We start from the raw sequence: 14,209 nt of genomic DNA on the forward strand, positions 1-14,209 counted from the left end.
CATGTTTCCGAACATTCATCGGTGCAGGAGCAAAACATGACAAAAATTACACGAATATGACAAACAATTCAAAAAATTTAAAGTTGCTTTAAAAAAAACAAAATGGAAAAAAGCCACCGGCACTGTTATACTTTAAAACAATAAAGTTTAACAGGAGGTGGCTTTTTGTATGAGTACCAAGAAAAAGTTTCGCGTACCGCACAGCTTTGTAATCGTATTTTCTATTATTATTGCAGCTGTGCTCTTAACCTGGATCATTCCGGCCGGCGAGTATGTCCGTGTGGAGAATGCGGATGGCATCAAGGTCATTGATCCGACCCAGTTCAGTTACATCCAGAGAACACCGGTTAACCCGCTGCTGATCCCGATGTACATTGTAAAAGCATTTGTAAAACGTGTGGATATCATGCTGGTTATCTTATTTTCCGGCGGTGCATTCCACATGCTGACTCAGTCTGGTGCACTGCAGGCAGTGATCGCCAAACTGGCAAAAAAATTCTCCAACAACCTGTATGTGTTCATTCCGATCCTGACCCTGATGTTTGGTCTGATCTGTACCACCCAGGCTGTGAACATGTTCATCGCATTTGCTCCGGTCATGGTCATGCTGGCTCTGGCGATCGGACTGGATTCCATCACCGGCGCAGCCATCATTTTGCTGGGCGGCGCGATCGGATTTTCCACCGGTACCTTAAACCCGAATACCACAGTTGTTGCGCAGAAGATTGCTGAGCTTCCGCTCTACTCCGGTATCGGATACCGCTGGGTATGTTTTGCTGTTTACTATGTAATTACCAATATTTTCCTGGTACGCTATGCATTAAAGATCAAAAAGGATCCGACCAAGAGCCCGATGTACGATCTGGACCAGACCAGTGAGCTTCGTGCCGGAGGCGGTCTGGATGATTTCGGAACAATCGATACCCGCAAGATCTTAAGCATCATTGCTCTGGTTGTTTCCCTGGGTGTTGTTATTTACGGCAGCATCAAGCTTGGCTGGGATATGCCGGAGATGGCAGCCATGTTTATCTGGCTGGCGATCATCGTAGGATTTATTTCCGGTTTCGATACTGAGACCATTTCCAAGAACTTCCTGGAAGGCTGCAAGAAGATGATGTCTGCCATGATCATCATTGGTCTGGCACAGTCCATCAGCACGATCATGTCTGACGGTAAGATCATCGATACCGTTGTCCATGCCCTGGCTGGCGGCCTTGGCAGCGTGCCGACCCTGTTACAGGCACCGGCTATGCTGATCGCGAACGCCATCATCAACGTATTCTTAACTTCTGGTTCCGGACAGGCAGCAGCTGTTATGCCGATCCTGGTACCGCTTTCCGACCTGATCGGTGTTACCAGACAGACCGCAGTCCTGGCATTCAACTTCGGCGACGGCTTCTGTAACTACATCCTGCCGACCTCTACCGCACTGATGGGTATCATCAGCGCCTGCAACATCCCGTATGACCGCTGGATGCGTTTCATGTGGAAGATGTTTGCAATCTGGCTGGTTGTCGGTACGGTTATGCTTGTGATTGCACAGCTGATCAATTACGGACCAATGTAAAGTTACAACAATTGCAACATGCGAGGATATCCGGAAGTTGCATAAAAGGTACGGTTGGCGCGCTGCTGTTTGTGCAGCGTGTGGGCCGTAATGTATAAAAGGAGGAATTGTGGGAATCATGAGCGATAAGAAATCCCTGTTTCAGGCCATCGATGCGCAGCGGGATACGCTGTGCTCCATGGCAGACCAGATTTTTGATAACCCGGAGTACGAGGGCGAAGAAGTTTTTGCGAGCGGTCTTCTGACCGATTATCTGATTGCGAATGGCTTTGATGTGCAGATGGGCGTTGGCGGTTTTAAAACCGCTTTCCGTGCCACCTACAGCCACGGCGAGGGCGGTCCGGTGCTTGGCATCCTGTGTGAGTACGATGCCCTCCGCAATCTCGGACATGGCTGCGGACATCACATGCAGGGTCCGGGCTGCCTTGGCGCGGCAGTTGCCTTAAAGAACCTGGATACTGATAAGCCGTTCCAGTTAGTGGTATATGGAACTCCGGCAGAGGAAACCTTCGGAAGCAAGGTCCAGATGATCCAGAATGGCTGCTTCAAAGAGCTGGATGTTGCATTGATGATGCACGGCGGCCCGAATACCTGTACCGATATCAAGTGTCTGGCACAGAAAAGTTACAACGTTACATTCCACGGACACCGCGCCCATGCAGCGCTCGCGCCGGAAAAGGGCAGAAGTGCATTCGATGCAATGCTGGTGGCATTCCAGGGCGTAGAATTCTTACGGGAGCATGTGCCGGATGATGTGCGCATGCATTACTGCATGACCGAACTTCCGGGTCCGTCCAATGTAGTTCCGGCTACCGCAAAAGGCGAATTCTCCCTGCGTTCCTTCTCCAGAAAGGAACTGGAAGAAGTCAGCCTGCGCTTCCAGGACATCATCAAGGGCGCTGCGCTGATTGCAGGCGTTACTTATGAGATCAAGGAAGGAACTTTCTTCTACAATAAGATTCCGGTACTTGGTTTAAACAAACTTCTGATGGAGAATGCTGAGCTTGCGGGTGCACCGCAGCTGGCACCGCCGAGAGAAAAGACCGGTTCCACGGATTTTGGCAATGTCATGTATGAGATCCCGGGTTCCTGTATCCGTGTGGCATTCGTGCCGGAGGGAACCGCCTCCCATTCCCAGGAGTTCGTAGATGCGGGCAAGAGCGAGAACGCTCACAACTGCGTCATCTACGGGGCAAAAGCCATTGCCGGTGCCTGCTACGACCTGATCACCACAGACGGACTGATGGATCAGATCAAGGCAGAATTTGTCGAAAATAAAAAGAAAAACCAGTAACAAACGACAAAATATGGTATAATGAGCGTAAGTGAGCCAGGAGCGTGCGTGCGCGATCTTGGCAAACGGCGAGACAAGCAAGTGACAGAGTCACGAGAAAGAAAAGAAATGCTGCTTGCATGGATTATAGAAGAGACGCAGCTGCGAGGGTACAAAACCTCTTGCAGCCGCGAAGAGACTATTTTCGTGCAGCGGCTATAGGAATGAAAAGAGGGCTGACGGGAAAGTTGGTCCTCTTTTTTATTACGGTGCGTATCGAGGGACCGTGGTTCTTGTTGTGCACCGGTCAAAGAAAACCGTGAAGCAGTATACTTGCGCTAAGGCGGCTGATTGCTGAAGCAACCAGGGAGAATCATGAAGGAATAACTTAGCGTTGGACGGCTGAGCGCCAGACGCAGGAAGGAGATATGTGATGAGTAGAAAGAAAAAATGGAAAGAACTGGGACTGGATGCATTGTTTGATTTTGCCGGGGCCTTTTTGCAGGCAATCGGAATCTGGTGTTTTATCGAGCCAAGCCACGTTGCGCCGGGCGGCGTGTCTGGTATTGCGCTGATGTTAAACCATTTGTTTTCCCTGCCGATTGGTACCATGAGTCTGGTATTTAATATCCCGCTTCTTCTGGCTTCCTGGTTTTTACTGGACCGGGAAATGACTCTCAAAACGATCCGCACGGTTATCTGGATGAGTGTGGTCCAGGATTTTGTCTCTGCGTCCGGAATATGGCAGTATGAAGGAGACCGTTTGATCGCCTGCGCGTTCGGCGGAATTTTTGCCGGAGTCGGCATGGCACTGATCTTCATGCGTAATTCCACAACGGGCGGCGGCGATATCCTGGCCAAGCTTTTGCAGAAGCTCCGTCCTTATATGCAGACCGGCTATGCAATCATGCTGGTGGATTTTGTGGTTGTCGGTGCTTCCATTCTGGTGTTTGGTGAGATTGAGGCAGCCATGTACGGTATCATCTCCATTGTCTGCACAACCCAGGCCATGGATACCATTCTCTACGGTATGAACCGGGGAAGCATGATCACGGTCCACTCCGAAAAGAACGAAGAGATCGCACAGGAAATCATGCAAACACTGGACCGCGGTACTACATTTTATAAGAGCATCGGCGGCTACAGCGGGAAAGAAGGCCTGACCCTGACCTGCGCCGTGGACCGCAAACAGTTTCACCTGGTAAAAGAGATCATCGACCGGCATGACCCGAAGGCGTTTATCATTGTCTCACCGACCAAGGAAACCTATGGGGAAGGATTCCTTGGGGATTACCGGAACTTGTAAGATGAATGAATAATAAATTGTATACAGAGAATCGCAGAACTTCATTCTTGATTTTGCATAGAGCCTATGCTATACTCTTCCACGTTGTAAAGCCCATAAAAACAAGGTCTTACAGGGCTATCGCCGATTTCCGGCGTAAGGTCATATACCTGCGGTATATGCCTTCCGCGGCATTCGTCAGATATTCATGCAAGCATGAATGCCTGACTCATTGCTGCGCGAAAATGAATCGAGTGTTCGTGACCTTCCACTCGTAAAACAAAACTAAAGGAGAACAATATCATGAACAAGAGGTACAACTACAACTCTGTAACCGGTCGTCTTACCCAGAGTGCAGCCATTGCAGCCATTTATGTGGCACTGACCATGATCGTGGCACCGATCGCATTCGGACCGATCCAGTTTCGGATTTCCGAAGCACTGTGCGTGCTTCCGTATTTCCTTCCGGGTGCGGTACCAGGCATTACCATCGGCTGTTTCCTCGCAAACCTGCTTTGCGGAGCAGCACCGCTCGATGTGGTGTTCGGCAGCATCGCAACCCTCATCGGGGCACTGGGTTCCTACTATCTTGGAAAGAAAAGCAAATGGCTGGTATGTGTTCCGCCGATCCTTTCCAACACCATCATCATTCCGTGGGTCCTGCGCTATGCCTATGGCTCCACAGACTTGATCCCATTCGCTATGGTAACCGTTGGAATCGGAGAGATCCTGGCAGTCGGAGTACTCGGAAATATTTTGCTGCTCGCGCTGGAGCGGCATCACAGAGCTGTATTTGCACAGTAAACAATATCGCACGATAACGAACGAGGGGCGAAAGTTCCCGCAGCCGCCATGCATGGCGGCTGTGGAAACTTTCGCCCCTTTGATACTTCCTGTGCAATATTGTTTATAGCATCTCCATATAGGCAAGCAGCTGGTCTAAGAGCCCCAGCCCGATCCACAGGAGGATCAGCAGGACAACCAGCCCCGCAATGAGAAATACGAGTTTGTAAAACAGGTAGGCCCGCGCGAATTCCTTTCGATGCGGGTCTTCTTCGTGTTTCGCTTCATGGAAGAGGTAGAACCAGCCGACAACCGGCATGTTCATGCACATAAAGGTATAAAACCAGGAGCGGACCGAAGGGTCCCACCAGCGTTCTCTTGCGGAGTGGCCGGTGCTGCGTTTTTTGAAGAATGTTTTTTTGCCTGCTTCGGATTCGGAAATCTGTCTGGCAGTCTGGATCTCACCGGAGAGATCGGTTGTATGAGCGGCGGCAGGTTCTGGATCTGGGGAAGAAGGATCTTCGTCGATATCTGGAACGGTCAGGCGTGGGAGCGACGCAGTCTCCTGGTCGACGCGTTTTTCCAGGGCTGCCTGGATTTTGGCGGTATCAATGACTTCAGCCGATTTGCCAGAGGTGGATGTTACGTTGTCGATCGCCTCAGCCTGTTTGGCAGGATTATATTGATTCATCGTTTAATTTCCTCCTCCCGTCGGTGCTGTAGTGACGGCAGCCTGGGAACTGCCAGAGCCGGGTGCAGTGGTCGTGCCGGATCCCGGAACGCTGGACGTACCGGAATTATGATCGATTCCGGGTCCTGCATTGTCGGTCATCTGGGAAGACCAGGTGGTCCAGCTGCGGCTTGCCTGGCTTAAATAATTCCGCAGGGACTGCTGCTCCAGACCGATCTTCTGCTCATTCGCGGCCTGGACCGCTGCTTCCGCTTCTTCTTTCTTTGCCTGTTCGGCTTCCCACTCACTTTCGGTAGGCAGGGTGGCAATGCGGTCGATTGCTTTCTGGAGCCGTTCTTTGTAGGAGGCAGCTTCCTCATAGCTTTCTACCAGGGAAAGCTTGTCGATGGCATTTTGGACAATGTCTTCGGCATCTTCAGACTGGTATTCCAGATTTTCAACATCGCGCAGGGCGCTTAAGAAGGTGTTCTTCCTGGTCTGGATCTCCAGGTTTTTCCGTGTCGTAACGGCTTCTTCTTCTGCCTTTTTCTGGGCTTCTGCTTTTTCCTTTGCTTTCTGTATTTCGTAAAGGGCAATGGTGTCCTTCATGTCGTTGATGATCGGCGTGAATTCTTCGTTGCGCCTGGTCATGCGCTCCAACAGTTCGGTCCGTTTTTCACTTCCGTCCATCAGGTTCAGCTTGGAGATGATGCTCTGATACTGTTCCTTGACCCAGTAAGTGTCTTCCACGGTTTCGATGGTCTTGTCTTCAAATGCGGTTACGGCATTTTCCAGATCGGTCTCCAGCTTGCGTTGTTCTTTATCGTGGAGACTCTGCTGTGCCCGCTCGCTTAAGGTAGAACTGAACAGGTCCGTGATGCCGCTTTTAGGATCGGTGGTCATTTCCACGGTAGCAGGCTGTTCCCAGTCTAACAGTTCTTTGCCTTCGTGGATCTGGTCCATGACCTGTTTCCAGATCTTTCCGGCATAGGTTTTGCCGTAGATGCCAGGCATTGCGCGCGGGGTATCGTAGCCGACCCAGACAGCCGTGGTGTAGTAGCGGGTATAGCCGCAGAACCAGGTATCCTTGCTGCTGTTGGTGGTACCAGTCTTACCGGCAGCAGGCATGCCGCTTTCCAGTGCCAGTCCGTAGCCGGTTCCGTAAGGCTCATTTAAGGTTCCTTTCAGGACATCAGTCAGCATATAGGCGGAATCCTGTTGGTAGACAACCTGGGTATGAGGTTTTAAATTTTTGGTTAATTCTCCGTTATGTTCGTGGTCGATCTTGCGGATGCAGGTCTGGTCGTTATAGATCCCGCCGTTTGCCAGTGTACTGTAGCCCTTCGCCATGTCCACAACACGGACGCCGTTGGTGAAGCCGCCGATACTTAAGGATGGAACGCCGTTATCGATGTAAGTAAGCTTCTGGAATTCCATTTCTCCCAGATAGTTCAGACCGTAATCAACACTGATATCAGTGAGAATCTGCCATGCCACGGTATTTAAGCTCCGGTTTAAGGCTTCCCGGACAGAAACGTTGCCATAGTAGGAGCCGCCGCTGTTGGAAGGACCTCCTTCAAATTTGTGATCGTCAACCAGGCGGGCCGGATAGTATTCTCCGGTATCAAACGCCGGCCCATAGTCGATGAGTGGTTTGATGGTACTTCCCGGCTGTCTTGCGCTTAGGTAGGCGCGGTTATAAGCGTCTGTGGTGCCGCGTCCGCCGACGATGGCAGCCACGCAGTCAGTCTGGTTGTCTACGATGACGCCGGCGCCCTGCAGGGCATATTTTCCGTTGTCCTGAAGTTCTGTGTACGGGGAAAGAACATCGTCCAGCTGGGTCTGCAGGGTCTGCTGCAGATCCTGGTCGAGGGTTGTGTAAATGCGGTAGCCGCCCGCACGGATATCATCCGCTTTTTCGGTATAGGTGGCCTGATAATTTTCTATGTAGGAATCGTAATCGGATTTGTCTTTGAAGGTATACTGGAACGGGAAATCCTCCAGCTTCATGAGCGCCAAAGCTGCGCAATGGATGGCATAGCTGCTCATGTAGTTCTCGTTACTTCCCTCACCTTCCTCCTGAACGATGTTTAAAGGCTGGCTGATGGCACTGTTGTAGGCATCTTCCGTGAGATAGCCCACCTCCAGCATGCTGTGCAGGACATCGTTGCGCTTTTCTAAAGAAGCTTCCGGGTTGCGGACGGGATTGTAGGCAGTGGGGCTGTTGCTGATGCCGACTAAAACAGCGGCCTCGTAAGGGTCTAAGTCGCTGGCATCCTTGCCGAAGTAATAGCGGCTGGCAGCTTCCACGCCATAGCAGTGGTTGCCGTAGAAATTGGTATTGCAGTAAAATTCCATGATATCTGCCTTGGAATACTTTTTCTCAATCTCCGGCGCCAGCAGAATTTCTACGATCTTCCGGGTAAAGCTCTGTTCCTGGGTCAGGTACGTGTTCTTTACCACCTGCTGGGTAATCGTGCTTCCGCCCTGTGTGATCTCGCCGCGGTTTTTGATGAGGGCAAGACCTGCGCGGAAGGTCGCGATCCAGTCGACACCGGTGTGTGATTTAAAACGCCGGTCCTCCTGGGCAATATAAGCATTCTGCAGATTCATGCTGATCTGGCTGATCGGGACATATTCATAATGTCCGGCATTGATCAGTCCGATGAGCTGGTCGTTTTTATCGTATATTTCTGTGTCGGACAGCATACTGAAGTCCTGGCGCTGCATCTGCGCGAGCTTATCGTAGGCAACTTCCCGGCAGTGATCAAGCTGTGGGCGTACTTTGGCATAGATGAGCAGGCCAATGATTCCGCAAAGGATCAGTCCGCAGGTAAGCAAATGCAGAATGGACTGCAAAAGCCATCCAAGGATGCCGAACAGACTGACAAAGAAGTCGGGAACGGCACCAGCAAGCGATTTCGGTGTATGGTTAGATTTCATAGTAAGATACCTCTGTAAACAGACTCCTTTCGTTCCGTATTTTCTATACGATTATATTACAATTTCCATGGAAAGACTAGAAAAACATTGACTTTTCCCGCAAAAGGAAGTAAAAAAGAAAAGAATATGAAGCAGCATAATATATAAGAAGAATTGTGACTGTGAAAGCACGGAACAGTTACGAAGAATTTTAATCATGGAATGCATGATAAAATTAATTAAGGAAAAGGATGGAACCCATTATGTATCAGATAGATTTTAAGAAACCCATTGCCATTCACTTCATCGGCATCGGCGGCATCAGCATGAGCGGACTTGCAGAGATTTTAATGCAGGAGGGCTTTCGCATCAGCGGTTCCGATGCACATGAGAGTGAGCTGACGGACCATCTGGCTTTAGCAGGTGCTAAGGTCATGTACGGTCAGGCAGCAGCGAACATCACCGATGAGATTGATCTGGTGGTTTATACCGCAGCAGTTCATGCGGATAACCCGGAGTATGCCGAGGTTGTGCGCCGTGGTATCCCGATGATGAGCCGTGCAGAGCTTTTAGGGCAGATCATGAAAAACTACGGAGAGGCGATCGCGGTATCCGGAACCCACGGAAAGACCACCACGACCTCCATGCTGACTGAGATTTTACTGACAGCCGAGAAGAACCCGACCATTTCTGTCGGCGGAATCCTGCATTCCATCGGCGGCAATATCCGTGTAGGCGGACCGGAGCTGTTTGTGACCGAGGCCTGTGAGTATACCAATAGCTTCCTCTCGTTCTTCCCGACCATGGAGATCATCTTAAATATAGAAGCAGATCATCTGGATTTCTTTAAGGATCTGGACGATATCCGCCATTCTTTCCGCCTGTTTGCGCAGAAGCTGGATGAGAAGGGACTTCTGATCATCAACCGTGATATCAAAAACTATGAGGAGATCTGCGGCGGGCTGCCTTGCAAGGTGGTGACCTTCGGCCATAGCGCAGAGAGTGACTACAGCGCGGTAGAGATTACATACGATGCGTTCGCACGTCCGACCTTTACGGTCATGGCGCAGGGAAAGAAAGCCGGAACAATTACGCTGGGTGTTCCTGGCGAGCATAATGTATACAATGCACTGGCTGCTATCGCTGCAGCAAAGGCACTGGCTATCCCGGATGAGGCAATTGTGGAAGGTCTTCTTCATTTTACCGGAACGGACCGCCGTTTTGAAAAGAAGGGCGAGCTGAATGGCATTACCATCATCGACGATTACGCACATCATCCACAGGAGATCACGGCAACCTTAAAGGCGGCAAAGAATTATCCACACAAAAAACTCTGGTGTGTATTCCAGCCGCATACTTATACCCGCACCAAAGCATTTCTGGATGAGTTCGCAGAGGCGCTTTCTGCGGCAGATGCAGTTGTTCTTGCAGATATCTATGCGGCAAGAGAGACCGATACACTGGGGATCAGCTCTGCAGATATTGCTTCCCGCATCGAAAAACTGGGCACGGAAGTGCATTATTTCCCATCATTTGAAGAAATTGAAGCATTTCTTTTAAAAAATTGTTCCACCGGTGATTTGTTGATAACTATGGGCGCCGGAGACATTGTAAAAGTTGGGGAGAAGCTTCTTAACAAATAGTTATCCACATTATCCACATAGTTTTCCACTTTTTATGTAAAGGGACTATGTGGATTTTTTAATTTACATAATAAGCTGTCTAAAAATTTCAAAAACCGCGGTTTTATTGACATTTCGACGTTTTTCGAGCACATTTCCCTTACGGAAAAAGAGTTATATCCACATTATCCACATTATCCACAATGAATTCTGTGGATAAACTCGGCTATTTCTTTTTGAATTTGGATGTGGTAAGATGTTACCAGACAGGAAAGGTGAGATTTTTATGAGTTTTACATATCGTTTCCAGGTGGATGCAACCCTGGTTTCCAATGAATTTATTGACCGCTATCTGGCAGAGGCCAATGGGGAATATGTGAAAGTATATTTGTATCTGCTCCGGCATAAGGACGAACCGGTCAGCCTCGAAAAGATTGCGGACGGACTGAACCATACGGAAGCGGATATCCGGCGGGCGATTGCCTACTGGGAAAAACTTGGGGTGATCGGTGCACCAAAACAGGCGGCATCCCCAAGTGTGGGAGAAAAGCGTGCAGTGGCAGCTGCGAATGCTTCCATGGCCCAGTCGGAGCTTGCGGCAGCGGATCAGGAAAAAGAAACAAAAGCGGCACGACCGCTTTACAGCCAGGACCAGGTGAACAGCCTGCAGGGAAACAGCGAATTTGCAGAACTGCTCTACATTGCGCAGCGCTATTTAAATAAAATCTTTACTCCAAGGGAGCTGGAGGTGTTTGCGTACCTCTATGACGGACTTCATATGTCGGCAGAACTTCTGGAGTACGTGGTGGAGTATTGTGTGCAGGGCGGCCATACCAGTATCCGCTACATAGAGACCGTAGCCATCAGCTGGCACGAGAAGGGGTTTGCGACGGTTGACCAGGCAAAGGCCTATGCGAGCGGTTTTACGAAGAATTCGTTTTCTGTTATGCGGGCATTTGGTCTGACCGGAAGAAATCCGGGGGAAATGGAACGGGAAATGATCGAGCGGTGGTTCGGCGAATACGGGTTTACCAAAGAAGTGGTGCTGGAAGCGTGCAACCGTACCATCGAGGCAACACACAATCCGAGCTTCCGCTACGCAGACCGGATCCTTTCCGAGTGGAGAAAAGCCGGGGTTCACAGCCTGACGGATATTTCCGTGCTGGATGAAAAGTATAAAGGCCAGAAAAATCAGAAATCCCAGAAAAACAACCGGCAGGCAAACAACCAGTTCCTGAATTTTGAACAGAGAAACACCGATTATGATTCCATGGTATTAAACCAGGTGAAGGACTGGATCGGGGAACAGTAAGAAGAAAGCCGCTGACAGCAGGGTTTGTGGGCAAAAGAAAGAGACAGACAGCAGTAAGAAGCAGCGGTGAACAGCAGGAAACAGCGATTAGCAGTTAAGAAGGAGAATCAACAATGGCACTGAGCAATTCCCAGTACAACGCAGTCATGCGCGGGTATGAAGAACGGCAGCGCTTGCAGCGCCGCGCCATGGAAGCGCGGGTCGAGGAAGTATATAAGAAAGTACCGGCAATTCAGGAGCTGGACCGGCAGATCAGCAGCCGGGCGGCAGACTGTGCCAGAAAGGTCCTGAATGGAGATCCGGGTGCCCGCACGCACTTAAAGGAGGAGCTGGCAGACTTAAGAGAGCAGAAACTGGCACTGTTAAAGGCGGCCGGTTTCCCGGCAGATTATATGGAGCTGCGCTATGACTGTCCGGATTGCCAGGACACCGGCTATGTGAATGGAAAGCGCTGTCATTGCTTTGAACGTCAGCGGCTGAATATCCTGTATGCGCAGTCCAACATCGAATCCATTCTGAAAGAGGAAAATTTCGACCGTCTCCGTTTCGATTTTTACGACGATACGGAAAAGGTGCCGCAGCTTGGCATGACGGAACGCGCTTACATGGAGATCGTGGTACGGCAGTGCCGGGAGTTTGCAGACCAGTATCCGCAGAAAGGGAACAGCATTCTGTTTACCGGCGGTACCGGCGTCGGCAAAACATTTCTTACCAACTGCATTGCAAAGGCGCTGATCGACCGGTGTATCTCCGTCATTTATCTGTCCTCCAACGAGTTGTTTGAGATTTTTTCCAAATATAAATTCGGGCGCGACAGTGAGGAGGATATCGAGGAAAGCTATCGTTACATTGTGGAGTGCGACATGCTGATCATTGATGACCTGGGAACGGAGTTAAACAATTCCTTTGTTTCTTCCCAGCTTTTTTACTGCATCAATGAGCGCATTGGCAGAAAGAAGGGGACGATCATTTCCACGAATCTGTCCATGGGCATGTTAAAGGACACTTATTCCGACCGTGTGACTTCCCGGATCATGAGCAGTTACCGGATCATTCCGCTCTATGGGGCAGATATCCGCATGAAGAAGCGTGCGCTTGCTGCTGGAAGCAAATGAAAAAAAGTATTAAGATTGTGAAAAAGAAATCAGTCCCATTTTTAAAGCGAAAGTTTGCGGGGATTGTCTTGACTTAACTGAGGCATAATGATATAAAAGAAGCGATATTGCGGCAATTTTTATTGCTGCACAAAAACAAATAAATATAAACACAGAGCATGGAGGATAAGATGATTTACGAAGAGAAGACCATTGAGACCATTCCGGTAGGACCATTAGGATTGATCCCGTTGAAGAGCTGTTCCACGTTAGGCGCAAAGGTAAACGACTGGCTGGTTGAGTGGAGAAAAGAACGCGAGAGTGAGCATAAATCTACGATCGCGTTTGCAGGATATCAGAGAGATTCTTATATTATTGATGCAAAAACCCCGCGTTTTGGTTCCGGCGAAGGCAAGGGAACCATTGAGTCTTCTATTCGAGGCGATGATCTTTACATCATGGTAGATGTGTGCAACTATAGTCTGACGTACTCCCTGTGCGGCATGACCAACCATATGTCCCCGGATGACCATTATCAGGATTTAAAGCGTGTCATTGCGGCAGCAGCAGGTAAGGCACGCCGGATCAATGTCATCATGCCGTTCCTCTATGAGAGCCGTCAGCATAAGCGTTCCGGCCGTGAGTCCTTAGACTGCGCCCTGGCGTTACAGGAACTGATGAACATGGGTGTTGAGAACATCATCACCTTTGATGCGCATGACCCGCGTGTGCAGAACGCGATCCCGTTAAAGGGCTTTGAGACCGTTCAGCCGATCTACCAGTTCATCAAGCATCTGTTAAAGAACGAGACCGAGCTTCAGATCGACAGTGACCACATGATGGTCATCAGCCCGGATGAAGGCGGTATGGGCCGTGCTGTGTATTTTGCAAACGTGCTTGGCCTGGACATGGGTATGTTCTACAAGCGCCGTGACTACACCAAGATCGTAGACGGACGCAACCCGATCGTGGCACACGAGTTCTTAGGTTCCAGCGTAGAAGGTAAGGACGTGATCATCGTCGACGACATGATCTCTTCCGGCGAGAGTATGCTGGATGTCGCAAAAGAATTAAAGCGCAGAAAAGCAAGAAAAGTATTTATCTGCGCAACGTTTGGTCTGTTCACAAACGGACTGGCAAAATTTGATGAATATTATGAGAACGGTCTGATCGACCGGATCCTGACCACCAACGTGGTTTACCAGACTCCGGAGCTGTTATCCAGACCGTACTACATTGATGTAGATATGAGTAAGTACATTGCCCTGATCATCGATAACTTAAATCACGATGATTCCTTAAGCGAGCTGTTGAGCCCGACCAAGCGTATCAACAAGCTCCTGGACAAGTACCGCAATAAATAAGGTGGTTATTTCATGAGTGAAGACAGAACAAACAAGGATCCGCTTCTGGGCGGACTCGACGGCATGCGGGCCGGACAGCACTGGGCTGGGGAACCAGACCGTCTGAAACAGGCAGAAAACAGACAGGCTTTGGCGGAAAATGATACGACAGCTGCGGATCCGGCAGAGGCGGCAGAAAAAAATGCAGAAAGTTTTTCTGCCAAAGAAAATACGGCAGCTTCAGGTGCAGCAGGAACAGATGCAGAAGCATTTTCTGAGAAAGAAATACAGACTGCTGAGCTGGAAGCGCAGAAAATCGCACAGGAACTCCGGAGAGA

General features: G+C 49.9%; 10 protein-coding genes. 8 read left to right on the forward strand and 2 right to left on the reverse strand.

The annotated features are described in order from the left end of the window. Positions 1-169: 169 nt before the first annotated feature. From DWZ40_RS11430 to DWZ40_RS11450, 4 genes are all read left to right on the forward strand, one after another. Positions 170-1,567 (forward strand): Na+/H+ antiporter NhaC family protein, encoded by a 1,398-nt coding sequence (locus DWZ40_RS11430; protein ID WP_118543166.1) that lies wholly within the window; start codon positions 170-172, stop codon positions 1,565-1,567. Positions 1,568-1,685: 118 nt separating this feature from the next. Next, positions 1,686-2,861: a M20 family metallopeptidase gene (locus tag DWZ40_RS11435; protein WP_118543167.1), complete on the forward strand. Its 1,176-nt coding sequence runs from the start codon at positions 1,686-1,688 to the stop codon at positions 2,859-2,861. Positions 2,862-3,273: 412 nt separating this feature from the next. Beyond that, positions 3,274-4,146: a YitT family protein gene (locus tag DWZ40_RS11445; RefSeq protein ID WP_118543169.1), complete on the forward strand. Its 873-nt coding sequence runs from the start codon at positions 3,274-3,276 to the stop codon at positions 4,144-4,146. Positions 4,147-4,428: 282 nt separating this feature from the next. Then, entirely contained in the window at positions 4,429-4,929 is a 501-nt protein-coding gene (locus tag DWZ40_RS11450) for a QueT transporter family protein (protein WP_118543170.1), read from the forward strand. Positions 4,930-5,032: 103 nt separating this feature from the next. Here the strand turns inward: DWZ40_RS11450 and DWZ40_RS11455 are convergent, their stop codons facing one another. Together DWZ40_RS11455 and DWZ40_RS11460 are read right to left on the reverse strand one after the other, a co-directional pair. Continuing rightward, entirely contained in the window at positions 5,033-5,599 is a 567-nt protein-coding gene (locus tag DWZ40_RS11455; protein ID WP_118543171.1) for a hypothetical protein, read from the reverse strand. A 3-nt stretch (positions 5,600-5,602) separates the two neighbouring features. Continuing rightward, a complete protein-coding gene (locus DWZ40_RS11460; protein ID WP_118543172.1) occupies positions 5,603-8,521 on the reverse strand; it encodes a transglycosylase domain-containing protein in 2,919 nt (972 codons plus the stop codon). 242 nt (positions 8,522-8,763) lie between these two features. On the opposite strand from DWZ40_RS11460, the gene murC reads away from it, so the two are divergent. From murC to DWZ40_RS11480, 4 genes are all read left to right on the forward strand, one after another. Continuing rightward, the gene (gene murC / locus DWZ40_RS11465) at positions 8,764-10,143 is read left to right on the forward strand and encodes a UDP-N-acetylmuramate--L-alanine ligase (RefSeq protein ID WP_118543173.1); all 1,380 of its coding nucleotides are present in this window, start codon (positions 8,764-8,766) and stop codon (positions 10,141-10,143) included. Between the two features lie 265 nt (positions 10,144-10,408). Then, the gene (locus tag DWZ40_RS11470) at positions 10,409-11,434 is read left to right on the forward strand and encodes a DnaD domain protein (RefSeq protein WP_118543174.1); all 1,026 of its coding nucleotides are present in this window, start codon (positions 10,409-10,411) and stop codon (positions 11,432-11,434) included. A gap of 113 nt (positions 11,435-11,547) precedes the next feature. After that, on the forward strand, positions 11,548-12,549 hold the full coding sequence (locus tag DWZ40_RS11475) for an ATP-binding protein (RefSeq protein WP_118543175.1): 1,002 nt from the start codon (positions 11,548-11,550) through the stop codon (positions 12,547-12,549). Positions 12,550-12,719: 170 nt separating this feature from the next. Further along, on the forward strand, positions 12,720-13,892 hold the full coding sequence (locus DWZ40_RS11480) for a ribose-phosphate pyrophosphokinase (RefSeq protein ID WP_118543176.1): 1,173 nt from the start codon (positions 12,720-12,722) through the stop codon (positions 13,890-13,892). The last annotated feature ends 317 nt before the right edge of the window (positions 13,893-14,209 follow it).

This window comes from Clostridium sp. AF32-12BH (genome assembly GCF_003477935.1).
Classification (GTDB): domain Bacteria; phylum Bacillota; class Clostridia; order Lachnospirales; family Lachnospiraceae; genus Brotaphodocola.